This is a genomic window from Amycolatopsis ultiminotia, from assembly GCF_039536925.1.
Lineage (GTDB): Bacteria > Actinomycetota > Actinomycetes > Mycobacteriales > Pseudonocardiaceae > Amycolatopsis > Amycolatopsis ultiminotia.
In genome coordinates this window covers 267,479-294,254 of record NZ_BAAAZN010000005.1, presented here as the reverse complement: position 1 = coordinate 294,254, position 26,776 = coordinate 267,479, and the positions used below count along the sequence as shown (strand labels likewise).

The 26,776-nt window shown below is 68.9% G+C and carries 26 protein-coding genes; 14 read left to right on the top strand and 12 right to left on the bottom strand.

All coding sequences use genetic code 11. From position 1 onward, the window contains the following. The first annotated feature begins 5 nt into the window (after positions 1-5). Positions 6-938, top strand: coding sequence for a LysR family transcriptional regulator (locus ABD793_RS14220; RefSeq protein ID WP_344859762.1), 933 nt, complete (start codon positions 6-8; stop codon positions 936-938). A gap of 166 nt (positions 939-1,104) precedes the next feature. On the opposite strand, the gene car is transcribed toward ABD793_RS14220, so the two are convergent. Further along, complete coding sequence (gene car / locus ABD793_RS14215; protein WP_344859760.1) at positions 1,105-4,590, bottom strand: carboxylic acid reductase; 3,486 nt, start codon at positions 4,588-4,590, stop codon at positions 1,105-1,107. A gap of 394 nt (positions 4,591-4,984) precedes the next feature. Then, positions 4,985-5,947, bottom strand: a complete 963-nt coding sequence (locus ABD793_RS14210) for a GlxA family transcriptional regulator (RefSeq protein ID WP_344859758.1) — start codon at positions 5,945-5,947, stop codon at positions 4,985-4,987. 116 nt (positions 5,948-6,063) lie between these two features. Here ABD793_RS14210 and ABD793_RS14205 point away from each other — a divergent pair, with 116 nt between their 5' ends. Then, positions 6,064-7,002 carry an NADP-dependent oxidoreductase gene (locus tag ABD793_RS14205; RefSeq protein ID WP_344860199.1) on the top strand — a complete coding sequence of 313 codons (939 nt, stop codon included), beginning with the start codon at positions 6,064-6,066 and terminating at the stop codon, positions 7,000-7,002. A 29-nt stretch (positions 7,003-7,031) separates the two neighbouring features. Here ABD793_RS14205 and ABD793_RS14200 read toward each other — a convergent pair whose 3' ends face one another. Continuing rightward, a complete protein-coding gene (locus tag ABD793_RS14200) occupies positions 7,032-7,751 on the bottom strand; it encodes a TetR/AcrR family transcriptional regulator (protein WP_344859756.1) in 720 nt (239 codons plus the stop codon). Positions 7,752-7,813: 62 nt separating this feature from the next. Between ABD793_RS14200 and ABD793_RS14195 the strand changes: the two genes are divergently transcribed. Both ABD793_RS14195 and ABD793_RS14190 read left to right on the top strand, forming a co-directional pair. Further along, positions 7,814-8,233: a hypothetical protein gene (locus ABD793_RS14195; RefSeq protein ID WP_344859754.1), complete on the top strand. Its 420-nt coding sequence runs from the start codon at positions 7,814-7,816 to the stop codon at positions 8,231-8,233. Between the two features lie 107 nt (positions 8,234-8,340). Next, a complete protein-coding gene (locus ABD793_RS14190; RefSeq protein ID WP_344859752.1) occupies positions 8,341-9,141 on the top strand; it encodes a S1 family peptidase in 801 nt (266 codons plus the stop codon). A gap of 167 nt (positions 9,142-9,308) precedes the next feature. Here ABD793_RS14190 and ABD793_RS14185 read toward each other — a convergent pair whose 3' ends face one another. The 3 genes from ABD793_RS14185 to ABD793_RS14175 form a co-directional block, all read right to left on the bottom strand. After that, positions 9,309-9,437 (bottom strand): hypothetical protein, encoded by a 129-nt coding sequence (locus ABD793_RS14185; RefSeq protein ID WP_344859749.1) that lies wholly within the window; start codon positions 9,435-9,437, stop codon positions 9,309-9,311. Between the two features lie 102 nt (positions 9,438-9,539). Then, positions 9,540-11,618, bottom strand: a complete 2,079-nt coding sequence (locus tag ABD793_RS14180; RefSeq protein WP_344859747.1) for a prolyl oligopeptidase family serine peptidase — start codon at positions 11,616-11,618, stop codon at positions 9,540-9,542. 188 nt (positions 11,619-11,806) lie between these two features. After that, positions 11,807-13,219 (bottom strand): pyridoxal phosphate-dependent decarboxylase family protein, encoded by a 1,413-nt coding sequence (locus ABD793_RS14175; RefSeq protein WP_344859744.1) that lies wholly within the window; start codon positions 13,217-13,219, stop codon positions 11,807-11,809. Between the two features lie 81 nt (positions 13,220-13,300). Here ABD793_RS14175 and ABD793_RS14170 point away from each other — a divergent pair, with 81 nt between their 5' ends. After that, positions 13,301-13,732 carry an Lrp/AsnC family transcriptional regulator gene (locus ABD793_RS14170; RefSeq protein ID WP_344859742.1) on the top strand — a complete coding sequence of 144 codons (432 nt, stop codon included), beginning with the start codon at positions 13,301-13,303 and terminating at the stop codon, positions 13,730-13,732. Between the two features lie 9 nt (positions 13,733-13,741). On the opposite strand, the gene ABD793_RS14165 is transcribed toward ABD793_RS14170, so the two are convergent. Together ABD793_RS14165 and ABD793_RS14160 are read right to left on the bottom strand one after the other, a co-directional pair. After that, positions 13,742-14,668 (bottom strand): NADP-dependent oxidoreductase, encoded by a 927-nt coding sequence (locus tag ABD793_RS14165; RefSeq protein ID WP_344859740.1) that lies wholly within the window; start codon positions 14,666-14,668, stop codon positions 13,742-13,744. Positions 14,669-14,861: 193 nt separating this feature from the next. After that, the gene (locus ABD793_RS14160; protein WP_344859738.1) at positions 14,862-15,479 is read right to left on the bottom strand and encodes a stage II sporulation protein M; all 618 of its coding nucleotides are present in this window, start codon (positions 15,477-15,479) and stop codon (positions 14,862-14,864) included. Between the two features lie 134 nt (positions 15,480-15,613). Here ABD793_RS14160 and ABD793_RS14155 point away from each other — a divergent pair, with 134 nt between their 5' ends. Continuing rightward, positions 15,614-16,219 carry a TetR/AcrR family transcriptional regulator gene (locus tag ABD793_RS14155; RefSeq protein ID WP_344859735.1) on the top strand — a complete coding sequence of 202 codons (606 nt, stop codon included), beginning with the start codon at positions 15,614-15,616 and terminating at the stop codon, positions 16,217-16,219. 209 nt (positions 16,220-16,428) lie between these two features. Here the strand turns inward: ABD793_RS14155 and ABD793_RS14150 are convergent, their stop codons facing one another. Continuing rightward, positions 16,429-16,932, bottom strand: a complete 504-nt coding sequence (locus ABD793_RS14150) for an SRPBCC family protein (RefSeq protein ID WP_344859733.1) — start codon at positions 16,930-16,932, stop codon at positions 16,429-16,431. A gap of 165 nt (positions 16,933-17,097) precedes the next feature. Further along, positions 17,098-17,586, bottom strand: a complete 489-nt coding sequence (locus tag ABD793_RS14145) for an SRPBCC domain-containing protein (RefSeq protein WP_344859730.1) — start codon at positions 17,584-17,586, stop codon at positions 17,098-17,100. A gap of 235 nt (positions 17,587-17,821) precedes the next feature. Here ABD793_RS14145 and ABD793_RS14140 point away from each other — a divergent pair, with 235 nt between their 5' ends. From ABD793_RS14140 to ABD793_RS14110, 7 genes are all read left to right on the top strand, one after another. Further along, complete coding sequence (locus ABD793_RS14140; RefSeq protein ID WP_425548702.1) at positions 17,822-18,823, top strand: LysR substrate-binding domain-containing protein; 1,002 nt, start codon at positions 17,822-17,824, stop codon at positions 18,821-18,823. Positions 18,824-18,883: 60 nt separating this feature from the next. Then, positions 18,884-19,870, top strand: a complete 987-nt coding sequence (locus tag ABD793_RS14135; protein WP_344859728.1) for a fumarylacetoacetate hydrolase family protein — start codon at positions 18,884-18,886, stop codon at positions 19,868-19,870. Then, a complete protein-coding gene (locus tag ABD793_RS14130; protein ID WP_344859725.1) occupies positions 19,818-20,216 on the top strand; it encodes a nuclear transport factor 2 family protein in 399 nt (132 codons plus the stop codon). The genes ABD793_RS14135 and ABD793_RS14130 overlap by 53 nt, the downstream gene beginning before the upstream one ends. A gap of 12 nt (positions 20,217-20,228) precedes the next feature. Further along, on the top strand, positions 20,229-21,023 hold the full coding sequence (locus tag ABD793_RS14125) for an SDR family NAD(P)-dependent oxidoreductase (RefSeq protein WP_344859723.1): 795 nt from the start codon (positions 20,229-20,231) through the stop codon (positions 21,021-21,023). Between the two features lie 41 nt (positions 21,024-21,064). Further along, positions 21,065-22,192 carry a DUF3500 domain-containing protein gene (locus ABD793_RS14120; RefSeq protein WP_344859721.1) on the top strand — a complete coding sequence of 376 codons (1,128 nt, stop codon included), beginning with the start codon at positions 21,065-21,067 and terminating at the stop codon, positions 22,190-22,192. A 51-nt stretch (positions 22,193-22,243) separates the two neighbouring features. Continuing rightward, positions 22,244-22,978, top strand: coding sequence for an RraA family protein (locus ABD793_RS14115; protein WP_344859718.1), 735 nt, complete (start codon positions 22,244-22,246; stop codon positions 22,976-22,978). A gap of 160 nt (positions 22,979-23,138) precedes the next feature. Then, positions 23,139-23,648 (top strand): VOC family protein, encoded by a 510-nt coding sequence (locus ABD793_RS14110; RefSeq protein ID WP_344859716.1) that lies wholly within the window; start codon positions 23,139-23,141, stop codon positions 23,646-23,648. Positions 23,649-23,699: 51 nt separating this feature from the next. Here the strand turns inward: ABD793_RS14110 and ABD793_RS14105 are convergent, their stop codons facing one another. Together ABD793_RS14105 and ABD793_RS14100 are read right to left on the bottom strand one after the other, a co-directional pair. Continuing rightward, positions 23,700-24,803, bottom strand: a complete 1,104-nt coding sequence (locus ABD793_RS14105; RefSeq protein WP_344859714.1) for a glycoside hydrolase family 183 protein — start codon at positions 24,801-24,803, stop codon at positions 23,700-23,702. A gap of 285 nt (positions 24,804-25,088) precedes the next feature. Further along, positions 25,089-26,162, bottom strand: a complete 1,074-nt coding sequence (locus ABD793_RS14100; RefSeq protein ID WP_344859712.1) for a LacI family DNA-binding transcriptional regulator — start codon at positions 26,160-26,162, stop codon at positions 25,089-25,091. 285 nt (positions 26,163-26,447) lie between these two features. Here ABD793_RS14100 and ABD793_RS14095 point away from each other — a divergent pair, with 285 nt between their 5' ends. Beyond that, positions 26,448-26,669: a hypothetical protein gene (locus ABD793_RS14095; protein ID WP_344859709.1), complete on the top strand. Its 222-nt coding sequence runs from the start codon at positions 26,448-26,450 to the stop codon at positions 26,667-26,669. Positions 26,670-26,776: the final 107 nt, after the last annotated feature.

Here is a 26,776-nt window from a genome sequence, read left to right as displayed (position 1 = left end):
GGTGGATGGCATCGTTTCGTGCGCTGGAGTGTCTTGTCGCGGTCGCGGACTCCGGTTCGATCACCGAGGCCGCGCGGCTGCTGCATTCGTCGCAGCCCGCCGTCTCCCATCAGCTCGCCGCGCTCGAACGCGAGACCCGAACGGTGCTGCTTCGCAGGGAACCCCGGGGCGTCAAGCTGACTCCCGCCGGGCGAGCCGCCGTCGCGGATGCCCGGCGGGCGATCGAGGCGGCTGCCTCCGCGGTGCGGTCGGCACGCGCCGTCGGCGAAGCGACCGGGGGATCGCTGCGGCTGGCCTGTGCGCAGAGCCTGGTGTCCGTGCTCGCCCCGGTCGTGCACGAGTGGCACCGTCGCCACCCGGAGGTCGCAATCACCGTGCGCGAGTCGACGTCGCCGGACGAGCTGCTCGGCTTCGTCGAGTCCGATGAGGTCGACCTGGCGTTGATGCCCGCGTCGGTACCGGATCGCTTCACCGTCACCGTGGTTGCCGACGAGGAGATCGTGCTGGCGGCACCGACCGATCACCTCTTGGCCCAGCAGCCGTACGTGCGGCTGGCCGAGCTCGACGGCGCGTGCCTGGTTCACTTCGCGCCGGAGAACGGCCTCAGCAGCTGGCTCGACCGGTCCCTCGCCGAGGCCGGAGTCCGCACGGAGCCGGTGATGCGGACAGCGGTGACCGCGGTGGCCCCGCAGCTCGCGGCCGCGGGCCTCGGGGTCGCGGTGTGCCCGGTCAGTGCGATCAGCGCCGGCTTCCCCGGCGCGGTCCGATCGTTCTCGCCGCGGTGGGTCAGGCAGCTGGCGGCGGTGACCTCCGCGGAGCCGGATCCGCTCGCCGCACGGTTCATCGCCAACCTGCGCACTCGCGGTGTGCGCGTACCCCGTGGCGTGCGGGCGCAGCTCGCGGACAGTGACGTGAAACCCGCGCCGGTGCCCGCCTGAAACCGCCGCATGGCAAGGCATCCCGGCCGGCCTGCGCCGAAATCCTGGGCCTGCTGCCAGCCCCGCCAGGTACCCGGGCGGTCCGCCCAGCCAGCAGCCGGCTACCGACCCGGTGGCCTAGGGGAGCAGGCCGACCGGTCGTCGGCCTGCTCCGGCAGCGGTCTGCTCAGCGCAGGCCGAGCGTCGCCAGGTCTGCCGCGTACTTGGCGATCAGTGCGGACGTCACGTGCGGGATGTCCTTGTCCGGTCCGGCGCCCGCAGCGCGGACTGCGGCCCGGAACCGGTCGGCGGGCAGCCCGGAACCGGCGACCGGCTCCGCCGGTTCGGCGAACGCGTGCAGCAGCGGCAGGAGCGAATGCTGCTTCTGCTTCTCCGGCAGAGCACGGATGGCCGTTTCGAACCGGGTGAACCAGGTGCCGTAGTCGTCGATGCGGCGGATCCGGTGGCCTGCTTCGATCAGCCAGTCCACGTAGGTGTCCAGCGAAACGCCGTCCTCGTGCGGGTTCAGCACGTTGTAGGTGCGGTACCCCTCGGTCTCCAGCCCGAGCGTGGTGATCGCCTCCGCGGTGAAATCACCGGGCAGCCCGTCGTAGTGCGCCGGTGTTTCGCCGCGGTAGAAGGACTTCGGCGCGATGCCCGTGACGAGCAGGCTCAGCAACAGCCGGGTGAACATGTCGGGCACGTTCAGCTGCCCGGTGTAGCGGCTGTGCGCCAGGATCATGTCCGAACGGAACACGGTGACCGGCAGCCCCGCCGCGTCGTGTGCTTCGCGGAGCAGGACCTCGCCCGCCCACTTGCTGGTGGCGTACCCGTTGGCGTAGCTGTCGTCGAGTTCGCGGGCCGGGCTCGTCTCGCGGATGTCCGAGACCTCGTCCGGCGACGAGGCCTGCGCGGCGATCACCGCGACCGTGGACAGGTAGGTGACCGGCTTGAGCCGCGTGGTCAGCGCGAGCCGGATCAGCTCCGCGGTGCCCACCACGTTGGGACCGAACAGCTGGTCGTAGGGCAGCACGTGGTTGACCAGCGCGGCCGGGTGCACGATCAGGTCGACGGTATCGGCAAGCCGCTGCCAGTCGGCCGGGTCGAGGCCGAGCCCGGCCTCGCCGATGTCGCCTGCCAGCACCTCGAGGTGCTCGGCGGCCAGCTCGCGGAAATGCCGCAGCAGCTGCTCGTCCCCGCTGTCGAAGGCGTCCGCCAGCCGGGCCCGCGCGGCCTCTGCGCTGCTGCCGCGCACCAGGCACACCAGCTTGCCGCCGGTTTCGGAGAGGCGCTCGAGCCATTCCAGGCACAGGAACCGGCCGAGGTAGCCGTTCGCGCCGGTGAGCAGGACGGTGTGCACGGTCCCGTTCGGCCGGGGCAGCTCCTTCGCGGTGGCAAGGATTTCCGGGTCGAGGAACTTGTCGAGGGTGAGGTCGGCCGCGCGGGCCACCGTGGCACCGGCACCGTGCACGGTGCCGGCGGCCGGGCGTTTTCCACCGGGCTGCAGGGCTTCCTCGACGTACCTGGCGATCGCGGCCAGGTCGTTGGCAGGGCTGATCAGCACCCCGACCGGGACCTCGACCTCGAAGATCTCCCGCAGCAGGTTGGAAAACGACAGTGCGGACAGCGAATCCCCGCCGAGTTCGGCGAAGTGTGCCTGCGCGCTCAGCTCCCCGGCGGACACCCCGAGCAGTGCCTGCGCGGACTGCACGACGGTCTCGGCCACCGGCCGGTCCCGCCCGGTCCGCCGCAGCTGTCGCAAGGCGCTCGTCTCGCGTTCGGCGATCTCTGCGTACAGCGCGTCCAGCCGGTCGCCGTAGTGCGCGTTGAGCGCCGGGCGCAGCAGTTTCCGGATTCCCGACAGCAGCCCGTTTTCCGTGGTGAACGGTTCGGTTTCGACGAGGAAGTCCCGCGGGATCTCGTACGAGTTCAGCTCGGCTTCCTTCGCCACCTGCTGCAGTGACGCACTCAGCCTGCTCTTCAGCTCGGTGGGCTCGAAGCTGTCCAGCGCCTCCGGCGTCGGCACGACGACCGCGAGCAGGTAGGCGCGTTCGCTGCTGCCGTACAGGTAGATCTGCCGCACCAGCGGAGCCGCGGCGAACACCGCTTCGAGGTTCGACACGGCCACGAACTCGCCCTGGGAAAGCTTGAGCACGTTCTTGCGCCGGTCGATGTAGACCAGCTCGTCCGGGCCGAGTTCGGCCATGATGTCGCCGGTGCGGTAGAACCCGTCGGCGTCGAACACCTCGGCGGTGGTGTCCGGGCGCCGGAAGTAGCCCGGCACCAGCGAGTCGCTCTTGATCAGCAGTTCGCCGCGTGGATGCGGCGAGTCGGTGTGGAAGTAGCCGAGCTCCGGCACGTCCTCCAGCCGGTACTCGCGCACCCGGGGCCGCGCCACCTTGCGGTCGAACAGCACACCGCCGGCCTCGGTGGAGCCGTAGCCGTCGTGCAGTTTGAGGCCGAGGCAGGACTCCATGAAGGTGGTCAGCTCGTCCGACAGCGGTGCGGAACCGGAGCCGACCCACAGCAGACGCCCGCCGAGGAAGTCCTCGCGCACCCCGGCCTGCACCTCCTCGTCCAGCCCGGCGTGGTAGCCGCCCTCGGCGATCCGGCGGTCGAGTTCGCTTTGGTAGCGCTGGAAAACCATGTCGCAGATCCGCGGCACGAGCATCGTCTCGGTGGGCCGCACGAGCGCGAAGTCCTCGAACAGCGTGGACAGGTCGCTGCGCGCGGTGAACCAGGCGGTGCCGCCGTCGGCCAGCGTGCCGAGCAGCAGTGCTCGTCCGGCGACGTGGCTCAGCGGCAGATAGTTCAGCTGTAGCACCGGATGCAGCGGCTTGTTCAGCCAGAACCCTTGCCACAGCGCGGCGACGAGCCGTTCGGGGTACATCGCGCCCTTGGGCGCACCGGTGCTGCCGGAGGTGTAGATCAGCAGCGCCAGCCGTTCGCCGGAAGGATCGGCCGCCGGCTCCGGAGCGGCGGGAAGCGCACTGCCGCGTTCGACCACGGACCGCAGCGGCTCGACGGTGATCCCGGTGTCCGCCAGCTGCTGCTGCGCGGCCTCGAACTGCGCACGCTCGTCGTCGGATTCGGGGTGGTAGTCGAACACCACGAGCCGGCGCAGCGTTTCCGAATCCAGGGCGAGCGTGATCGCGGTGCCGAGGTCCTCGACGCTGGTGGCCAGCAGCTTCGGCGCGGTCTCGGCGACGATCGGGCGCAGATGTCCTGGCGTGGCACCGGATTGCAGCGGTACGGCCACCGCACCGAGCCGGGTGCAGGCCAGATCGACCACGGCGTAGTCGCTGCTGGCGAACCCGAGCGTGGCAACGAAATCCCCGGCGGCCACCGGGTGCTGCCGGTGGTGGTGCCAGTCCGCGGCGACCGCGCCCGCGCGGTCCCACAGCTGTGCGTAGGTGAGGGTGTCGAACCGGGGCAGCAGCCGGGCCTCGGTGCGCCCGGTCGCCGGGTCGGTGACGAACTCCCTGGCCCGTTCGCCCACGGCGGGCCGGTCGGCGTAGGCCGCCATCACGGTGGCGGTGATCTCCCGAAGTGTCCGGCCGGGTTGCCGGATCGCCTCGCTCACCACCGGATCCGGGCTCGCGGCACGGACCTGGTCGTCGGCGGCTTCCAGTCGGGTGCGGTGGAGGTCGGCGGAGGCTTCGGTGGTCGTCAAGAGACGGTCCTCCCGGGATCGTGATGAGCACTCGGGGAGGCGGCGCTGACTCCGGGGTGGCACAAAAATCGATGCTTACGCTAGCTAACTTACCCAACGTAATCGGTCGAATACGACGTTTCGGAGTGTGATCATCGACTTATTGTGTCTGCCCGGTCGCTACTGTTAGGTAATTTCCCCCTACGTCCCGGGCGGGATGCCGAACTGCGGATGGACCTGGTCGAACACTGCGCTCGGTCACCGGCGACGGCCTGCGCCGTACGGAGGCGAAGCCGACGAGCGCGGCCAGGAACCGGCCGCGCTCAGGAGCTGCCAGGCGGGTGAACCGGAAGTCGCGGATCTCCTCGACGACCGGCCCGTCGGTTACACTGCTGCGTCGGCCGATCCGCCGCCGTCAGCGCTTCGCCCGGAACGTTCGTCGGTAAGCCAGCGGTGACACCCCGATCGCAGCCTGGAGATGTTGCCGCAGCGAGGTGCCGGTGGCGAAGCCGACCTGACCGGCGACCTCGTCGACCGGCAGGTCACTGGACTCGAGGAGCTGGCGGGCGCGGGCAACGCGCTGCTGGATGATCCACCGCCCCGGGCTCAGGCCGGCTTCCTCGGCGAAGCGGCGGGCAAAGGTGCGTGGGCTCATCCGGGCGTGCTCCGCGAGATCGTCCAGCACGAGCGGTTCGCGCAGATGCTCGAGCACCCACTGGCGCGTGGCCGCTGTGCTGTTCTCCGGCGTTCGGGGCACCGGCGTTTCGATGTACTGTGCCTGCCCGCCGTCCCGCCACGGTGGCACGACGCATTTGCGTGCCACCCAGTTGGCGACCTCGCTGCCATGGTCCTGGCGAAGCACGTGCAGCAGCAGGTCGACGCCGGAGGCGGCGCCTGCCGAGGTGAGGATGTCGCCGTCGTCGACGAACAGCACGCCCGGGTCCAGGTCGACCTTCGGGAAAAGGCCGCGGAACACCTCGGCCAGCTGCCAGTGCGTGGTGGCCCGGCGTCCGTCGAGCAATCCGGCCGCGGCGAGCACGAAGGCACCGGTGCAGATGGACACGAGCCGGGTGCCGGGCCGGATGAGCCGCAACGCCGCCGCGATCGGTTCGGGTAGCTCCGGCGAGCCGGGTTCGGCCCCGCCGGGACATGGGCCGAAGGGCGCGATCACCACGGTGTCCGCGGTGCGCAGCAGCTGCGGGCCGTGTTCGACGGCGATGGTGAAATCGGCTTCCGTGCGCACCGGCCGACCGTCGACGCTGCAGGTCAGCACCTCGTAGCGGCCGTCGGTCGCGCCGAAGATCCGGCTCGGCATACCGAGTTCGAACGGGTACACCCCGTCGAGGGCGAGTACGGCGACCCGGTGCACACGCGACATGGCGGGACTCCCGCGGATCAGGGTGGCTGGCACGATCTCATCGGACATTGACTATCTTGCCACTGTCGTGAACGCCCGTCGTTCCCCAGGCTGGGATCATGAGCGAAAGCACGACCATGCGCGCCGTCAGCCAGCGCACCTTCGGTGGCCCGCAAGTCCTCACGGAGGTCGAACGGGCCCGTCCGGTGCCGGAAACCGGTGAGATCCTCGTCCGCGTGCACGCGGCGGGAGTGAACCCGACCGACTGGAAGCACCGTGGCGGCCTTCCGGGGATGTCCGAGCCGATCCCGGTCCTCGGCTGGGACGTCTCCGGGGTCGTCGAGGAGATCAGCCGCGGGGTCACCCTGGTCAAGCCGGGCGACGAGGTGTTCGGCATGCTTCCGTACCCGCGCGGCGCGGGTGCGTTCGCCGAGTACGTCAAGGCTCCCACCCGATCGTTCACCCGCAAGCCCGCGAACCTCGACCACGTGCAGGCCGGCGCGCTGCCGCTCGCCGCGCTCACCGCGTACCAGGCGCTGGTCGACACCGCGGACCTCCAACCGGGGCAACGGGTACTGATCCATGCCGCCGCGGGCGGGGTCGGGCACCTGGCCGTGCAGATCGCCAAGGCCCGTGGCGCGTACGTGATCGGCACGGCCAGCGCGGCCAAACACGATCTGGTGCGCACATTCGGCGCCGACGAGCTGATCGACTACCGGACCACGGACTTCACCGCCGCGATCGACGACGTCGACGTGGTCCTCGACCCCCTTGCCGGCGAGGTGCGCGCCCGGTCCCTGGAGGCCCTGCGCCCCGGCGGCATCCTGGTCTCGCTCCTGACCGACGGTGGCGACGGCGCCGCCGCGAAAAGGGCCGTCGAACTCGGTGTCCGCCTGGAAGGGCTCCTTGTCGAGGCCGACAACGCGGGTATGCGGGCCATCGCCCAGCTCGCCGAGGACGGCAAGCTCCGCGCGCACCTCGACGCGACCTTCCCGCTCGCGGAAGCCGCCAAAGCCCACGCGCACGGCGAAACCGGCCACACCACCGGGAAAATCGTGCTCGTCGTGCGTGAGTAGGGAAGGAACTCGGCCACGCCGGAGCGTGGTCACCCGCCGAGCGTGGCCGGGTGCTCCTTCTGCGCCTCGCGGATGAACATCGCCTCGTGGAGGGCGACGATCGGCACGACCAGCGCGCCGAGGGCAGGCCGGTTTCCCGGACCGGCAGCTCGGATCGCGCGGGTCGCCAGCCCGTCGGCTGCTTCGGCCAGCGCGATCACCTCGAGTTCGGACGGGCAATGCACCGCCGGATCTTCGTTGGCGGCCTGCGTGGCGAGCGCGGCGAGGTTGTGTACGTGCCGTTCCAGCACCCGGTCGCGCTGGTCGAGCAGCAGTGTTCCGGCGGCACGCAGTTCGACCATGAAGCTGATGGCGTACGACGGCGCGTTCTCGAAGCCCTCGAGGTAAGCCTCCACGCCGGCACGGAGCCGTTCCCGCCACGGGGCACCGGCGTGCTCGGCGACCCGATTGCGGATCAGGTCGAGCAGCTGACGGCTGGCCTCGAGGTGTGCTCGGGCGAAAGCGTCCTGCTTGTCGGTGAACGACGCGTAGAACGCCGTCCGCGACACCCGCGCCCGGCGGATCACGTGCTGCACGGTGGTCGCCGGGTAGCCACGCGCGGCCACCTCCTCGGTCACTGCCTGCAGGATCCGGCCCCGCTGGGAGGCCGCGACCTCGGACCCGGACAGCGCGGCCCGCCCGCGGGGCAGGTCGAGCCGGTCCGGCATCAGCGTCAACCGGGGGTCTTCGTGGCAGGCAGTCTCACTCACCGCTCGAGGATATCGGTCCGCAAGGCCTTCCCTCCCGGTGGTGAGCATGTAAAAGTACGCTCATGGTTTCCAAAAATGTGACGTCCGACTCACGCGGAAACAAGCGTGCTTTCGCCCAGCAGTCGACGGCGGCCCGGATCGTCGGCGCCGGGATCGCACCGATCGCGGCGGGGGTCGTCTCGGGGCTCCTGCTCGGTGCCTCGGCCCCGGCCTACTGGGTGCTGCAGGTCCTCGCGGCAGTGGGTGGCTTCCTCGGCGGCACCGAGCACCGCGGCCGGCGGCCGGGCCTGGTCCGCGGCGGCTGCGGCGGGTTGCTCTACGGCGTGGCCACCCTGTTCGTCCGGGCGCTGACCGGGTGGACCGACCGGATTCCGCTCGGCGAGACCCCGGCGTTCCTCGTCGTCGTCACCGTCGTGGTCGGCGCGCTCGCGGGCACGCTCGGTGGCTGGTTCGGCGCACGCCGCCGGCCCAGCAGCCAGTAACCAACCGGCTGCCCTGATTCTCAGGTAGCTACTTACGTAGCTACCTGAGACCCGCTTTGTCCTGATCTGCTCGACATCGCCCTCACTGGTCCCCGAAGGGAGATCTCATGCAGGTAACTCGAGGTTCGCTCATCCGGCGCACGACGCTGGCACTGACCGCCGCCGCAGCCGCGGGTGCACTCGCACTCGGCGGTGCGCCCGGCGCTTCCGCCGACAGCGGGCCGCTGATCGTAGGCGGTACGCCGACCACGATCGACGACTTCCCGTCCACGGTCATCTTCAACGCCGACGGTGCCCAGCACTGCGCCGGAACCCTGGTCGCGCCGGACAAAGTGCTGACCGCGGCGCACTGTACCGACGGCGTCCAGGCCTCTTCGATGGAAATCATCGCAGGTCAGACCAACTTCAGTGACACGTCCGGGGAGAAGGCCGGGGTCAGTGACGTCTGGCAGAACCCGGACTTCGACATCAACGGGATGCAGCACGACAACTCCGTGCTGACGCTGGACAAGAAACTGTCCGCCAAGCCCGCGACGCTGGTGCAGTCGGCCGACGACCCGGCCTACCAGAAGGACGCGGAGCTGACCGTGGTCGGCTGGGGTGCGACCTCGGAGGGCGGCGACGTCTCCGATCAGCTGCAGAAGGTGACCGTCCCGGTCGTGGACAACGAGAGCTGCGCGAAGTCGTACTCCGGCGACTACAACTACGACAAGGCCTCGATGTTCTGCGCAGGCGTGCCCGAGGGCGGCAAGGACTCCTGCCAGGGCGACTCCGGTGGTCCCGCCTACGTCGACGGCAAGGTCGCCGGCATCGTGTCCTGGGGCAAGGGCTGCGCCGAGAAGGGCTACCCCGGCGTGTACACCAACGTGGGCAACGACTACCCGGTGATCAGCCAGCACATCGGCTGATCCCGGCGTGGTTTCCCGCCCCCGGCGCCGCGGATCAGCGGTGCCGGGGGCGGTTTCCTCCGGTCCCGGCGGCCATCCGGCTCCGCCACGCAGGTGCACCCGGCTCGTGCTGACGGCGGCTCGGTGTCCCGGCCCGCGCACCGCACGGGCTTTTCCGGGCAGACCGGCTATTGGCAGGCTTCGCAGTCGGGGTCGTCGATGCGGCAGGCGGCCCCGTCGGTGAGCGGGAAATCGAAATCGTCGAGCGGCGGGACGACCGGCGTCGCCACCGTTTCCTCCGGCGTCGTGGCGGGCATGGCACTCCTCGGGTTCTGCGGATTGCGTACTTCCGTTGCAGCGCCTGGTATCGCCGGGCATTCCGTGACCTGGCACACAGACTTGCCGGGTGCGGGCACGGATCACGAATCCTGCGCGCGCGGTGTCATGCCGAGGCGTTGCATCAGGAAGGCCAGCCAGTGCGCGGCGTGCACGACGCTTTCGGACCTGCTGGTCGTCGTTCCGTGTCCGACGTGGTCCCAGACCCGCAGCAGCACCGGTGCCGTGGTTGCCGGCGCGGCTTGCACCCGTGCGACGAACTTGCGCATCGGACCAGGCGGGCAGGCGACGTCGGCGCCGCCTGCGTGCACGTAGAGCGCCGGGTAGGGCACGTCGTCCTGGACGAGCTGATAGGGCGACATACCGGCGAGCCGGGCGATGTCGTCCGGGTCGCCGAGGTCGCCGTATTCCGCGTTGACGACGAACCGGGCGTAGGCATGGCGGTGGCATCCGATGACGTCGAGGATCGGGCATTGCGCCACCACCGCCGCCCACAGGTGCGGGCGCTGGGTGTACGCGACCCCGGCCATCATCCCGCCGTTGCTCCATCCGGTCACCGCGAGCTGCTCGCGGGTCGTGACGCCGGTGGCCACAAGGTGCTCGGCGATTGCGTAGAGATCGTCGAAGCTGTTCTGCTTGTTCCCGACGCGCCCGGCGTCGGCCCAGTCGGCGCCGAGATCGCTGCCGCCGCGTTGGTGGGAAAGGACCAGCGCTCCGCCTGCCGCGACGAAAGCCGCGACAGGTCCGGGAAACTGCGCGGGCCAGGCGACCCGGCCACCACCGTATGCGGTGAGCAGAGCCGGGAGCGGCGTCCTGCCGTCCGCCCCGGCCGGCAGCACGAGGTGGTAGGGCACCCTGGTGCCGTCCGCGGACGTCGCCCAGCGAAGCGAGACAGTCGCGCCCGGCAGGTGAACGCGCGGCGCTCGCAACGTGTCCACCTGCCCGGAGCCGAGGCGGTAGCGGTACAGCCCCGGTGCTGAGGTGGGGGTCGAAAACAGGAACACGAACTCGTCCGGATGGCCGTCCGGGGCCAGTGCAGCGTTCGGCAGCACGTCGAGCGGAAAGGCGCCCCGTCCGGGGAGCGGCACCTCTTCCAGCTCCCGCCCGGCGCGGTTGAAGATCCAGGCGCGTGCCTCGGTGTCCACCGATCCGGTCACCACCAGGCAGTCGCCGATCAGCCGGAGCCGGCCCAGCACGCGATCGGATTCCGCGACCAGTTCGCGCCAGGTCGCCGGGTCGGAAGGATTCGGCTCGTCCAACGCGATCGAGACGATCCGCCCGCGCGGGGCGCCGTGGTTGGTGATCGCGACGTAACGAGCACCGTCGATGACGCCCGCAACCGACGACTCGAGTCCTCGCACGAACGGCCGCCACGCTCGTCCCGGCAGGTCGCACACGTACTGCGGGAGCGGCCACACGTCGGTTGCGACGGCGTGCTTGCCGTCCGCGGCCACCTGGACGGTCGGTGCGTTGGCGACATCGATCGGCTCGGGTTCGGTGACCGGCCCGCCACCCAGCGAATGGAAGTACGCGCGGAACGCGAACGACTCCGTGGACAGCTCGCCTGCGGTGTAGAAGAACCCGGAACTGTCCGGCAGCCACTGCGGGGTGACCAGCGGTCCCATCGTCGGCTGCGGGATCCGGTCCGGCAGGCGGCCGCCGGTTTCGGTGTCCAGCAACCAGATCTCGCCGAGTTCCGAACCGCCCGTGCAAACCCCGCAGGCGACGATCTTCCCGTCCGGGGACGGGGCGAACCACGAGATCTGCCGGTTCCCGTCCCCGTTGGGGTCGTAGAGCACCCGCCCGGCACCGTCCGCGAGGTCGGCGACCACCAGGACGGCACGGTCCGGGTAATCCGGTTCGGGGAGCCGGTCGAGGCGGAACCACCGGCCGCCCGCGAAGCGCGGTGCCGGTTCGACCATCCAGTGCGGTGAGCCGGTGCCGTCCGCGACGTATCGGCTCACCGAGTCCCGCAGCACATCCAGCTGCGGCCACTCTTCGACGACGGCGTCGGTGAGCGAATTCTGCGCCCGCTGCCATTCCTGCGCCTCGGCGGAATCGTCTTCCAGCCACCGGTAGGGATCGGGGAAACTGATGCCCAGGATGGTGTCCTGCACGGCGACAGTTCTCGCCGCCGGGTAATCCAGCCGTTCGCCGGTCATCGTCCCCGCCCTTCCACCAAGGCTGTATCCTTTGTGGACAATCACGATAGGTCGCGGCAGCCGGGGCCGACCATCGACGATTGCCGCACGTTTCGCCTTGCCGGGCCGACAGACGTCGCGCGGTGCGCATCTTTTCCGTGGTTCGGGCGCGTCTGCACACCGCGCCGGCCGGCGCCCGCGGTGAGCGGCTAGCCACGGCCGGCGGCGACGTCCTGCAGGCGGGCGAGGATCAGGTCGATGTCCGCGGCGGTCGTGCGGTGGTTGGTGATGCAGGCGCGGAGGCCGTGCTTGCCGTTGATCAGCACCGGACCGAGCAGTGCGGTGTTCTCCGCGGCCAGCGTTTCCAGCAGTGTGGTCTGTTCGGCCGGGGAAGCACCGTCGACGGCGAAACACACCGCGGTGAGGGTGACAGGCGCGAGCAGGGTCAGACCGGGAATGGCTTCGATGCCGCGCGCGAAGTACTGCGCCAGCTCGAGCGTCCGGCGGGTGGTGGCCCGGAACGCCTCCACCCCGAACGCTTGCAGTGCACTCCACACCTTCAGCGCCTTGAAATTCCGCGACAGCTGGGGCCCGTAGTCCATGTAGTCGGTCAGCAGCGGGTCGTCCGCGACTGTGAGGTACGACGAATCGAAGGCAAAGGCCGCGCGCAGTTTCGTACCGTCGCGCACCAGCAGACAGCCTGCCTCGAGCGGGGCGAACAACAGTTTGTGCGGGTCCAAGGAGATCGAGTCGGCTCGGGCACAGCCGGCCATCAGCTCCCGCATCTCGTTGCACAGCAGGAACAAACCACCGTAGGCGCCGTCGACGTGCAGCCACAGCTCCTGCTCGGCACACAGGTCGGCGATGGCCTCCAGCGGGTCGACCGCGCCGGTGGCCACCGTGCCGCAGGTGGCCACCACGCACCACGGTTGCCGGCCGGCTGCACGGTCCGCCTCGATCGCCGCGGTCAGTGCGGCGACGTCCAGCCGGTTCTCCTCGTCGGTGGCGATGTGGCGGACATGGTCGACGCCGATGCCGAGGATCGCCGCGGCCTTGTCGACGCTGCGGTGCGCCTCGACCGACGTGTAGACGACCAGCGGCGGCCCCGGGCGTTGGAGACCTGTCCCGCGGAAGCCGGGTACCCGGTCGTTCAACGCGGTCGCGAGGGCCTGCAGGGTCGCCAGCGAGCCACCTCCGGTGAGAATGCCCTTCGCGCTCGCCGGGAACTCGACGACCGAGGCGAGCCACTCCAGCACCGACCGTTCCACCACACTCGCGGCAGGGGACAGCTGCCAGAAGTTGCAGTTCTGGTTGATGGTCGCGGCAATTGCTTCGGTATAAGCGGCAATCCCGTTGGGCGGCCCGAGCACGTACGCGAGGAACCGGGAGTGCGCCACCGTTGCCGAGTTCGCCACGATCGTGTCCTCGATCCGGTCGAACAGCCCGTCGACGCCGATTCCCTTCTCCGGCAACGAATCCGCCAGCAGCTCGGCGAGCCTGTCGCGGTCCGGCTCGGGCAGCACCGGTGTTTCCGGGAGGTCCCGTTCGTAGCGTTCCAGCAGAGTCACCAGGCGCTCGCCGGCCCGTGCCCGCTCTTCGTCGGTCAATACCAATTCACTCACGAACAGCACGATATTGCAGGCGACGTAGGACGCGATGCCAAATTTGACCCCTGAAACGTAATCTACTGGCATCATATGCTCATGGATCGCACTGATCGAGCAATTATCGGCCACCTGCGGGTGGACGGGCGGCTGAGCAACACCGAACTCGCGGACAAGGTCGGCCTGACGCCGTCGCCGTGCCTGCGCCGGGTGCGGGCACTGGAGGAATCCGGGGTCATCACCGGTTACCACGCCGCCGTCGACGCCACCGCGCTCGGCCGGGGCTTCCGCGTGCTGGTCCACATCGAGATGGCCACCCAGGACATCGGCACCATCGAAGCGTTCGAAGCCCGCGTCGGCGAGGTGGACGCGATCGAGGAGTGCTTCCGGCTGTTCGGCCAGCCCGACTACCTGCTGTGGGTGGCCGTCGCCGACCTCGCGGCCTACGAGCAGGTCTACATGACCACGCTGACCCGCCTGCCCGGCGTCGCCCGCACCAACTCCCAGTTCCCGATGAAGACGGTGAAATGACCACCGGGGTCAGACGGTGAGGACGAGTTTGCCTTGCAGGTGGCCGTGGTCGAGGAGCCGGTGTGCGTCGGTGACCTGGTCGAACGGGAACGTTTCCTGGACGTGGACGCGGAGTGTGCCGTGTTCGACGAGGTCGACGAGACCGCGCAGGGCGACCGGGTCGGGGTCGACGGCGATGCCGGTGAAGCGCTTGCCCGCCGCCTCGTACGCGGCGGCGAGTTCGGTGTCCTCGTCGGCGACCGCGGTCACCAGGTGCCCACCGGGGCGGAGCACCCCGAGTGACCGGCGGGCGGTGTCGCCGCCGAGTGTGTCGAGTACGAGGTCGACGTCGCGGACCGTCTCGGCGAAGTCGACCCTGGTGTAGTCGAGCACTTCGTCGGCGCCGCATTCCTCGGCGAACTCCCGCTTGCTCCCGCTCGCGGTCGTGAGCACATACGCGCCGAGTGCTTTCGCGATCTGGATTGCGACGTGACCGACCCCGCCGCCACCGCCGTGCACCAGCACCCGATCACCCGCGCTCACCCGGCCGAGATCGACCAGCCCCTGCCACGCGGTCAGCCCGACTACCGGCAACGCCGCCGCCGCCACATGCGACAACGACGCCGGCTTGCGTGCCAGATGCAATGCCGGAGCCGACACGAACTCGGCGTATGCGTTGGCCGCGCGCGGGAACAGTGGCATGCCGAACACCTCGTCGCCGGGACTGAACCGCCCCGTCGCCGCCTGCTCGACCACCCCGCTGATGTCCCAGCCCAGCACGAACGGCAGCTGCCCGAGCAACCGGAACTCACCCGCCCGCAGCCGTGCCTCCAAGGGGTTCAGCCCGATCGCCCTGACCCGGACGAGGACCTCGGTCGGCAACGGCCGGGGCGCGGGCGCGTCCACGACGGTGAGCACTTCGGGACCGCCGAACTTCTGCTGCGTGATGATTCGCATGACACTCCTGGATCTGGTGGGAGAACCCCAGATTAGGATTCCGATGGGAACCTGCAGGTACCTTTGACGCCATGAGCGGTTTCGGTCCCGGCGGCCCCTTCCTCGCCGGCGACCCGGCCGTCGAGCCGATCGCCGGCAAGCGGACCGCACCCGATGCCGGCCCCCAGCCGAGCACCCACCACGGCTGAGCAGTTCAGGGACCGAGTACCAGTGGTACGAGAAAGTAGATTTCAGTGGCTTCGTATGCCGCGCCGAGGACGAAGAGCGCGAGCGCCGGGAGCCAGAGCCAGCCGAGCCGGCGCAGGCCGCGCAGGTATCCCTGGCGGCGGGTGGGTGCGTCGACGGTTGCCGGCCGGAGCCAGGATTTGCCGAGCAGGTAGGCGCCGAACAGCACGAGGGCGTAGGCCTGGAATTCGATGAGCAGGGTCAGTGAATGCGGGAGGAGAGTCAGCTGTGATGCCGGGTCGACGGGAGCGAGGGTGAGGCCGAGGTCGATTGTCTTGACTGCGAAGACCGCGAGTCCGGCGAAGGGGATCACGAGTGACGGGAGGGTGATCAGCAGCAGCGCGGTCGGGAACACGTTGACGAGGAAGATGACCGTGCCGAACAGCCATCCGTTGCCGACCACCGAATTGACGAGCGCGCCCGAGTCGCCTCCGGCGAACGACGCGGAGCGCGCGGCGTGCAGGTCCGGGAAGGCCAGCCCCACTGCCATGCCGATGAGGAGCATTCCGTAGACGAAGAGGTTGGTGAGCAGGTAGGCACGGAGGTCGGCGCGGATGATCCGGAACGGCCTGCGGAGGCGGTTCATGGGTGTCACGTCCGTTTCAGGTGTCGGTGCGGTGGGTGGCAACCGCTTCGGCAAGGCGACTAACACACTGTGTTAGTGCGAACGGACGCGACAGTAGCACACTGTGCTAGTACAGTGTGTCAGAGGAGGTGGTGATGGTGGAACAGGAGCCGGGTGCCAGCAGCCGGGACCGGATTCTTCAGGCGGCCATGACGATGTTCGGGGAGGATCCGGGTGCGCGGCTCAGCGTGCGGGCGGTGGCGGCTCGGGCCGGGGTGAGCACCGGTTCGCTCCGGTACCACTTCCCGACCCAGCGTGCGCTGCAGGACACGGTGCTCGCCGGCATCTACGACGTGATCACCCCCGGCGACCGGATCCACGACCGATCGGCACCGGCGCGGGACCGGCTGATCGACTGCCTCCGGCAAGTGCTCGCTCTTGCCGGCCTCGGCGATCAGGCACGCGCGGCCTGGGGAGAGGTTTTCACGGCTTACATCCAGCCCGAACCGACCGAGGAGAACCGGGCGGCCTATCTCGCGATCGACCGGGAAGCGCAACGCCGCGTCGAGTACTGGCTCACCGTCCTCGGCAACGAAGGCGCCCTGCCCGAAGGTGACAACAGCCGACGCGCACGATTCCTCGTAACCGTCCTCAACGGACTCTCCATCGCCAGAGCCCTGCCGTCGGAGGAGTCAATCCTGACCACCGAAACCGAGACGCTGCAGACCGCGGTCGATTGCGTCCTCAATTCCCGCTGCTGACCGTCGAGGGGCATCCGCCGTTCTCCCGATGGGCCGGACGAGCCTTGGCGGGGTTGTCCTGAACCGGTTGAGCTGCGCCTTGCCGCCGGTGAAGGCGGCGGCAAGGCGCAGCGGCTCCGCAACGGCGTGACACGCCCGGGAGCCATTGTTCCGCTGACGCGGCCGGGGGCGAGGCGGCATCAGCGGCTCGGCCGCTTCCTGCGGATGAGTCAGATCGCGGGCTTCGTCACTTCGGCTTCCGCGGCGTGGGCAAGGCGTTCCACCCAGTCCTGGTGGTAAAGGTAGAGCGCCCCGGGACGCTTGCGGCCGAGTTCTTCGAGGAAGAAGGCGCCCTGCTGGGTTTCCTCGGTCAGCACGTGACATCCTTCGTCGGTGGGGGTGATCACCCAGCCGTGGTATGCACTCGAAGCGGTCTCGTCCCCGTCGACCACCGTTTTCCACGCCAGCCGGTGGAAAGGCTCGAACTCCGTCACGTTCAAGGTCATCGGAAATCCCACGGTGACCCGGCGGTAGGTGGTCCCGAGGGTCAGCTCCTTCTCGTCCCCGAGGATCTTCACCTGATCCTCGGGAGGAAAGTAGCCCGACCAGTTCTCGGCGTCGACGAGCAGCTTCCACACCACTTCCGGCGGCGCCTTCACGTCGATGTCGTTGAGCGCGTAGATCGCGGAAATCTTCGGGTGGTACTGCTCGGGCCAGATCACCTTGTCATACATCGGTTGCCGCTCCTGCCGGAATGGTCGGGGGAAGTTTTCCCTGTCGAGAACAGGAGTGGACAGCGGGTGATTCCCACGCCGAGCCGACTTCGACCCGCGCATTTTCGATGGCTGCCCTCGGCTTTGTGGATTTCTGCGGGTGGGGCAAATCCGGTGCGCGGTGTCTCACCGGGTCGCGACCTCGGCGAGGTCGGCGAGCAGCTTCTCGTGGGTGCGCCAGAAAACGTCGGGAGCGGGTTTGGCCAGTTCGAGCCAGAGCGGTCCCTGCATGGTCTCCTCCGTCCAGAGGTGGCATCCGGTCGGTGTGGGTGTGATGATCCAAGCGTGGTAGGCCCTCGACTCCGTCGAGGCCTTCGGGTGGCCGCCCCAGGCGATGCGGGTCACCGGTTCGAACTCCTGGACGGCCGCGAAGACGTCCTGACCGGCCAGATTGGTCTCGAACTGGGTGCCGGAGCCGAATGTGGTGTGCCCGCCCAGCAGCTTGACGTACTCGACCCCCGGGTAGAAACTCGGCCAGGCCGCGGGGTCCACCAGCAGTGACCAGATCTTTTCCGGGGTGGCCGGCACCTCGAGTTCGTTGGTGAAATGAATCGGCGAACGGCTCGGGACCATATCCTCGGGCCAGTTGATGATCTCGAACAAGACGTCTCCCAAGATAGTGCTCGTCGCGAACCGGTTGTGGCCGGCAGGCAAGGACCGGTTCGGCACCCGGCCGCGGGCAGGCGCCGCTGCATCTGGTGGTGCCTGGACCGGGCAAGCAAGGACGACGTCAGGGTATCCGAGAATGCCCTGCTCACCCACATACGATTCTGGATCCCTCGTATAAATCTTGTCGAGGGTGCCGGCGCCGGGTGTCACATTCGGCGCATCTATCGCAGACCTTCGCGATATGAATACGCATCCGCAAATTCGGCGCGTAACATCGGTCCTGACGCGGTCCGGGGAATGCGGCCGACCGAAGTTCGCTCTCAGTGGTCTGCTGCAGGGAAGGAGGGCGCGTGTGGAACTGCGGCACATCAGGTATTTCATCGCGGTGGCCGAAGAGCTGAGCTTCGGGCGTGCGGCGGCACGTTTGCACATCGCCCAGCCTCCGCTGAGCGTGCAGATCAAAGACCTGGAGAAAGACCTCGGCGTCAAGCTGTTCGACCGGACGAGCCGCACCACGACTCTCACCCACGAGGGCGAGGTGTTCCTGGGGGAAGCACGGCAGATCGTCGATCAGGTCGGCCGCGCCAGGCATGCGGTGCACCAGGTCGCGGCCGGCGCACTCGGGCGGTTGTGCGTCGGTGGCATACCCTACGCATTCGCCGAAGAGCTGCCCAGGATCATTCCGCGGTTCCGGCGGGAAAATCCCCATGTTCTCCTCGATCTCCGGGAGGTCGGGACGCAGGACGGTCTCGATGCGGTGCGGTCAGGTGCGGTGGACATCGCCTTTGTCCGGGAGGGAGATCCCGTCGAGGGTCTCGAAATCCTGCCGGTTCGCACCTGCCGGTTCGAGGTTGTGGTGCCGCTCGGCCACCGGCTGGCGGACGCCGGTACCGTGGACCTGCGTGCTCTCGCGTTCGAGCCCTTTGTGGTGACGGCGCGCCACATTTCGCCGTACTACTTCGACCAGACGCTTTCCCTCTTGGCAAACCGGGGGATCACACCGCGGACGGTGATCGAAGCTTCTTCGATACCGGCACAACTGGGTTACGTGGCCTGCGGGATGGGTGTTGCTCTGGTTCCCGAATCGGCCACGTCTGCCCGGGTGAAGTACGTTTCACGGGTCGCACTGGAGCAATCGGTATGGTCGACGGAAGTGGCTGCAGCGTGGCACGGCAGCTCGGTTCCGGCGATCCTTTCGAGGTTTCTCGAGGTGGTCCGGGAAGAATTCGCAGGACAGCGTTGACGGCCTTTCCCGGACTGCGATATCCAGCAGATATGGATTGATTAAATCTACGTATTTGACGTGCTTGAAGAATGCGATATACGTTCCCGTGACGGATGGGAAAACGAATTCGAACAGATGGGGTTCATCGTCTTGCTGGTGGCTCAGACGACGGCGGGCGTGGCGCGCGTCGACGGAGATCGATACGCGGTGCTCGACGTCGGCACCGCGACACTGGCCGATGTGGTGCGGGCCGGTGCGCTGACCCGGCTCGCGCACGCCCCGGTGATCGCGACCCTCGACCGGGACGAGGTGGCCCTCCGAGCGCCGATCGCCGATCCGGGAAAGCTCATCGTCGTCGGGTTGAACTACCGGGAGCACGCCGCGGAGATCGGGGCGGAGCTTCCGCGGTCTCCGCGGGTCCACTTCACCTCGCCGTCGTCGGTGGCGGGACCGGCCGACGACATCCCGCTGCCGGGGATCGCCGGTTCGTCGGTGGATTTCGAAGGCGAGGTGGCGGTGGTCATCGGTGCCACGGCGTCGGCTGTTCCGGCCGGGCAGGCCTGGTCGTACCTGGCCGGCTTGACCGTCGCCGATGACCTCACCGCGCGAGATGTGCAGGCCGGCAGCAACCCGTCGATCGCCGGGCCCAACGTCGGGTTGGCGAAGGGATTCGACGGGTTCACGCCGCTGGGTCCGGCGCTGCTGACCGCCGACGACGCTCGTGCGCGCCACGCGCTGGCGCTGCGCACGCTTGTCGACGGAGAACTGCGCCAGCAGTCGAGCACTGCCGAGATGCACTTCTCGATCGCCGAGCTGGTCTCGCGGATCAGCCGGTACACCACCCTCCGGCCGGGCGACGTCATCCTCACCGGGACTCCGGGTGGAGTGGGCATGGGAAGCGGCCGGTTCCTGCGCGCCGGTCAACTCGTCGAGGTGCAGCTCGAGGGTGTGGGAACGCTTCGCAACCGGGTCACCGGCACCGCAGATCCGAAGTACCACGAAGGGAAGAACCATGAGCAACCGCACGGTGATCGAGAACATCTACCGGCGTCTCGGCGAGGGTGACTCCGCGCCGATCTTCGAGATCCTCGGTGCCGAAGCGCCGTGGTTCGAAGCCGAGAACATCCCCTACTGGCCGGGAGCCGAGCTCGTCGGCCACGCCGCGGTCCGCAACGCCGTTTTCGACGAACTCGCCAAGGACTTCGCCGAGTTCCACATCAACGTGGTCCGCATCGCCGAGGGCGGTTCGACGGTGCTGGTAGAGGGGCGTTACGTCGGAACCACGAAGGCAGGCAAGGATCTCGACGCGATTTTCGCGCACGTCTGGGATTTCGACGGGGACACGGTCGTGCACTTCCAGCAGTACAGCGATACCTGGCAGTGGCGCCGCGTTCTCGGCGTGGCCGAGTGAGAGGGCTCGAACATGGACTTGCAACTCACCGGCAAAAGGGCTCTGGTGACCGGCGGGAGCCGGGGACTCGGGTTTGCCGTCGCGCAGGAACTCGCGGGCGAAGGCGCACGTGTCGCCCTCCTCGCGCGTGACCCGGCAGCGGTCGAGGCCGCGGCCGAACAGCTTCGCGCTCGTGGGTACGACGTCATCGGGGTGCGCGCCGACACGGCTCGGGACCGGGACGTCGAATCCGCGGTGGCGGAGGTGGACGACCGGTTCGGTGGCATCGACATCCTGGTCAACGGAGCGGCAAAGGCGGGCGGCGGTCCCGCGAAGGTGCTCGCGGACCTCGACGACGAAGACCTGCGCTCCGAGGTGGAGACGAAGGTGCTGGGCTACTTGCGCTGCACGCGGGCTGTTGCGCCCCAGATGATCGACCGCGGATGGGGGCGGATCGTCAACATCAGCGGTCTCGCTGCCCGGCGCACCGGTTCGGTCTTCGGCTCGGTGCGCAACGCCTCGGTCGCCGCGATGTCCAAGAACCTGGCCGACGAGCTGGGACCACACGGGGTCAACGTGACGGTCGTGCATCCCTGGTTGACCGAAACCGAGGGGGTCCGGGCGATGATCCGGACCGGCGCCGCCGCGCGCGGGGTGCCGGAACCGGAGTTCGCACAGGGACTTGCCGTGGACGTGAGCATCGGCCGTCTCGTGCAGCCCGCGGAGGTCGCGCACGTGGTCACGTTTCTGGCTTCTCCGCTGAGCGTGGCCATCAACGGTGATGCCGTCGCAGCCGGAGGCGGCCTGGTGGGGCCGGTCTTCTACTGACCGGCGGTGGGGCAGGCGCACACGCCGAAGGGAGTGCATCGATGACAGGTGAAACGCGCGCGGGTGCGAACCCGGTTGCCACCGACATGGCGCGGCTGGCCGCGGCCTGGCTCGGCGGTCTCGACGACGAGCAGCGTGCGGTGGGTTGGTGGGGCGGGCCCGGCGGAAAGCACGAGGCCGAGCGCAGGCGGTGGTTCTACACTCCGACCGATCACGGCGGGCTGCCGCTCAACGGCCAGTCGGACCGCCAGCAGCGGCAGGTGCTGGAGCTGGTCGCTTCGGGCCTGTCGCCCCGTGGCTACGACCTCGTCTCGACGGTGCTGGGTACCGAGAACATCCTGGACCGGGTGGAGGGATTCCGGTCGGAGTTCGACACCTCCCGCGGTCGTGACCCGTCGCGCTACTACCTGCGGGTCTTCGGCGATCCGGAAGGGCACGGCCCGTGGGGCTGGCGATTCGGCGGGCACCATGTTTCGTTGAACTTCCTGATCGCAGCGGGACAAGTGCGCTCCACCACGCCGCGCTTCTTCGGTTTGGACCCCGCAGTCACCACTTTCCCCGGCGGAGCGAGGCTCGATCCGCTCGGCGAGTTCCAGTCGGCGGCCCGTGAGCTGGTCACCTCGTTGCCGGCCGAGGCCAGGGCCGTGGCGGTCCTGCACCCGCGAGCCCCGGCCGATCTCGTGCTGGGGAACCGATCCTCGTTCACCGAAGGCGCCACCATGATGCCGCTGCCCGACCTGTTCCGGCGGCGGCCGGGAGACGACGAGCTGCAGGCGCGTATGCGTGCCGGCGGAGACGCTCGGGACCGGGAAATCGGATACGGCCGGCAGGACCACGAGCTCGTTTCGGTGACCGCCACGCCAAAAGGTATTTCCGCAGCCGATCTCGACCGCAGCCAGCAGGAGTGCCTCGACCGTCTCGTCCGCACTTACCACGACAGCCTGCCCGACGCTCTCGTGCCGAGCTGGGAGATCGAAAAGCTGCACTTCGCCTGGGCCGGGCCCACCGAGGTGGGCGCGCCGAACTATTACCGGATCCAGGGCGAGGGAATTCTCATCGAATGGGACAACACCGCTCGCCACGGCAATCACGCGCACAGCGTCGTGCGCCACCTTTCGAACGACTTCGGCGCGGACGTGCTGGCCAGGCACCGGCGTCGCTGGCATTGAGCACCATTTCCGAAAACGCGTCCTATTTCTTGACCGGAGAGGAAAGTATTCATGACCGAAACGACCAGGAAGCACTTCGACTGGGTCGAGGTGCATCCGATGCCGGCGCCGGTACCCGAAGGGATCGTCGCGCGGTTCCTTGCGCTCGACGACCTCTCCGCCACGGTGGCGGACGCGCTCGACGCACTCGGTATCGACTCCATCGTCGGTGCCTCGACCCTGGGCCCGACCCTGCCCGGTGAGCGCATCGTCGGCAGGGCGGTGACGCTGCGGAACGTACCCGCCAGGATGGGGCCCTATCGAGCGGTCACCGAGGGGAACTGGCTGATGGCCGAGATCCACGGGATCGAGCTGGCCGAGGCCGGTGACGTGCTGGTCGTCTCGGGCCTGCCCGGGGTGTCGAACATGGGCGGCATCGTCGCGGCGTGCGCTCGGCGGGGGAATCTCGCGGGCGCCGTGGTCGACGGCGCGGTACGGGACGTGGCCCAGTCCCGGCGGCGCGGATTCCCCATCTGGACCCGCGACATCAGCCCGGCGACCGGGAAGTGGCGGGGAACCTCGGTGGAGATCAACGCGACGATCGCGGTGGCGGGAGTGACCGTCGAGCCGGGTGACCTCGTCGTCGCCGACGAAACCGGGGTCTGCTTCGTCCCGATCGAGGCGGCCGGCGACGTGATCGCCCGCTGCGAGGCGATCGACGCGAAGGAGGCGGAGATGTTCACCGACATCGCCGACGGCCTGCCGATGGCCGATGTCGTCCGCCGGCTGTACGGAGATCTCGACTGACCGCTTCCGGCAGTGCCGGACTTCGCCGGTGGCCCGCTGGTCGTGGCCGCGGGGAGGTGGCGGCGGTGCGCGCGGCCAGGTGCTGCGGCCTGGCATCCAGGGCAGATATTTCTGCCGGTTTCACGTACTTATTTCACTATTTCGACGACGAGGAGTCGATGTGATCATCGGGATTCACCATGCGGCCATCTCCACTCCTGACCTCGAGCGGTTGCGCGCGTTCTACTGTGACCTGTTCGGACTCGAGGAGGTGATGCGCTACAGCTGGCAACAGGGTGACCAGCTGTGCGACCGCGTGGTCGGCCTTACCGATTCGGAGGCAACATTCGTCTACCTGCGCGGCGGTAACGCACACCTCGAGTTGTTCCAGTACGTCCACCCGGTGCCCAGGAAGCGGAATCCGGATTGGCAGGTTGCCGACCACGGCATCACGCACATTTGTTTCGAAGTCGACGACATCCACGCCGAGTTCGACCGCCTCGTTGCCGCCGGTATGAATTTCCAGGTCGATGCGCCGATCGATGCCCGCGGCATGCTTCACGTCGCATACGGATCCGACCCGGACGGGAACATCGTGGAGCTGGTCGAGTTCCCCGACCGGGCACAGGGCAGCGGATCGGCCTCCCTGACCGGCGCGCCACTGCTGTCCGACGGCAAGCCGCTTCGGTGATCGGATCTGCCGCTACGGCGATGAGCGCAGGCGGAGTTCGGTGCGAAAGCGTCAGCTGGAGAGTTTCAGGTCGACGAACCGGGGCCGGTTGTTGTCGATGTCGGCGTAGAGGTCGGAGAGCTGCCGGCTGTTGGTGTTGTAGGAGATGACGAGTTCGCCGGGCCGGCTGATCTCGGGGTGGGCGGCCACGTTGTAGGTGTAGCGCTCGCTGGTGGCCTCGGGTGCGGTGTAGACGGTTTCGCCGCCGGTGAACGGTCCGGCCGGGCTGGTCGCGTGGTAGGCGCGGATCGCGTTGCCCAGCCCCGAATCGAACGTGGTGAGCAGGTACTCGTTGCCGATCGGCGTGACGCCGAACGAGCTGCCGACGTTGCCGAGCAGCCGCGCTGACGTCGTCGGATCGGCCGACCAGCCCTCGGCGGTGCGGAACTGCCACGGTCCGCCGAGTTTGCCGATCGGGGCGCGGGCGAGGTGCAGGTACTTGGTGGGGCCGTCGCCCTCGACACCGTAGATCCAGATCCAGTCTCCATCGCGGACCAGTTCGGTGCCCCACTGCACGTTACCGGCCGAGGGCAGGTCGGTGAGCGTCTCCAACCGGAAGCTGACCGGGTCGAGCGTGGCGAGTTTCGTGCCGGTCCAGGCGAAGTTGAACGGCGCCGGGTCGTCGGACGGCTGCTGCTCGAACTCGATCACCTGCAGCTTGCCGCCGTCGACGATGCCGTCGCCGTTCCAGTACCAGTAGTCGTTCGGCGTGTTCGGGTTGTCCGGCGTCGGCCCGACGAGCGACTGCGGGTGTTCCGGTGCGCCGGGCGCGACCGTGGCGGACAGGTCGCTGGCGTCCGCGTTGGACAGTACAGCGGAGTTGTGCGTGAACGGGGACGACTCGGGCAGGCTGTCGTCGGAGCGGACGGGGCCGAAAAAGGTGTCGTTGAACAGCCACGCGTCCTGTCCGGAAGGCAGCGGCGTCGAGTAGGTTCCGTCGGCCGCCGCCCAGCCCACGCCGGGGCGACGGCCGAAGTCCTGCCAACGCTGGGTGAGCGCGGTGTCGGCACTGGCGCCGACGATCCGCAGCGGACGGCCGGCTGCTGCAGCAGGCCCGGCGACGGCGAGTGCGGCGGTGACGGCGGCGCTCAGCGTCAGGGTACGGCGGAACCTCATCAGTCGCTCCTTGGATAGTCAGCGGTGACCGGACAGCTCGGCTTCGGTGCCGGAGGCGAGCGCGACGAACGGGGCCGGGCGGTGGCGGAAGACAGCCACGGGGGCTCCCTGGAGATCGGCGGGCGGACTGCCGACGCAGACCCGGCAGCGGTTGCGACCGGGGGTGACAAACGTTGGCGACGGGTTTCAGTGTCGGACCGCGTTGTCAGCGTTGTCAATGACCGGAACCGGCCAGAACCGGACAGGACCGGCGACGCAAGGAGCTCGCGAGTTCGGCCGGGCGGCTCAGCTGCGGGTGGCACGCAGGGCGACGCCCCTGCCCTCGCCGGATCCGCGCGGCACGAGCGTGGTCGGCAGGATGATCCGGCGGGGCCGCGAATGGTCGCCGTCGAGCCGGGAGAACAGCAGGTCAGCGGCCTGGGTGCCGAGCGCGCGCGGATCCTGCGCGACCACGGTCACGCCCAGCACCCCGGCGAGTTCCGAATCGTCGAATGCGACCAGCGCGGTCCGCGGCGCGGCCGATTCCGCGATGGCTGTGGCCATGCCGCCGACCAGCCGCGGGTTGTCCGCGAACAAGGCGGTCGGCGCGTCTTCGGCAGCCAGCAGCTCCGCGGTCGCCCGGTGCGCGGCCTCGGTGTCGAGTGCGTCGGTACGCACTGTGTGCGGGGCCAGCCCGGCCGCGGTGAGCGCGGCGCGGAACCCGCGCAACCGTTGCCGCGCGGTGTGGATCGCGGGGGAGTGGCCGACGAAGGCGATCGCGCGGTGGCCCTGTCCGAGCAGGTGCTCGACGGCTTGCCTGGCCCCGTCGGCGTGCGCGGCGAGCACACAATCCACCGGCAGCCGCTGCGGCGGGCGGTCCGCGAACACGATGTGCGTGCCGACGTCGAGGTCCGGTCGCAGGTGATCGTGCCGTCGATCGGCCGAGACCACGATCAACCCGTCCAGACGGCGTTCGACGAACGTGGCCAGCAGCGTGCGTTCCCGCTCGGCGTCCTCGCCCGAACTGGCGACCAGCGTGGTGAACGAGCGTGCGGTGCTGACCTGTTCGATCGCGCTGACCATGCCCGCGTAGAACGGATCGGCCAGGTCTGCGGCGAGCACGCCGATGCTGCCCGCCGGCCGTCCGGTCTGGCGCAGGCCGACTGCGTTTCCGTTGGGCCGGAAGCCGAGCCGGCGGATTTCGGCCTGGACGCGGCTGCGTACCTCGTCGCGGATGAACGGGTAGTTGTGTACCACGCGCGAAACCGTCTTCACGCTCACCGACGCCGCGGCCGCCACGTCGCGCATGGTGGGCCTGCCGGTCGGCGCCGGGCCCTGCCGGCCTGCCGTTTGCCGGTCCGCATCCGGGGCACCTGTCACGGCAGGCACTCTACCGCCGGGACGATCGGGCGGGTTTCGTCGATCGTGGTGTGCACGCGGTCGTACCGGCCGGCGCCGCGGGGTGCAAGCTCCCGGCACCCCGCCGGGCGGACTGGCTGTCTGCGCCGGCCAGTGGCGGTCGTTGCGGCCAACGGTCGTGCGCACCGGTTCGCGAGATACCTGATTCCCTGCCGCTGCAATCCGGCCGGCCGCACCGCTCGTCCGCCGAGCAGCCAAAAGAACGCAACGTGGCGCAGAAGAGCTAACCACGGTTACTATTCCGCTGTGTTGGTCGGGCCGGTGGACTTTCCGACGGCGGGGTGCCTGTGCGCCAAGCCCGTCCGTTGGACGAAGCCATCCGGCCGTCACGACCGGAAAACCTTTGGTCACCCGAACCTTGATGCCGAGGGTGCGGTGCAGCACCATTATTCGCAGCAGGCGATGGGGGCGAAAACAGTCGTGCCCGCAATTCAGGAAGCAATGCCGGAAAACCGCTGTCGCCGCTGATTTGCTCCGCCCCGAGTCACTTCTTTTGGGAGTTGCATGGCCACGTCCACCACCGGCCGGTCACCAGATCCACGGGAGGAACCGCCACTTGCCTCGAAAGCTGTTTC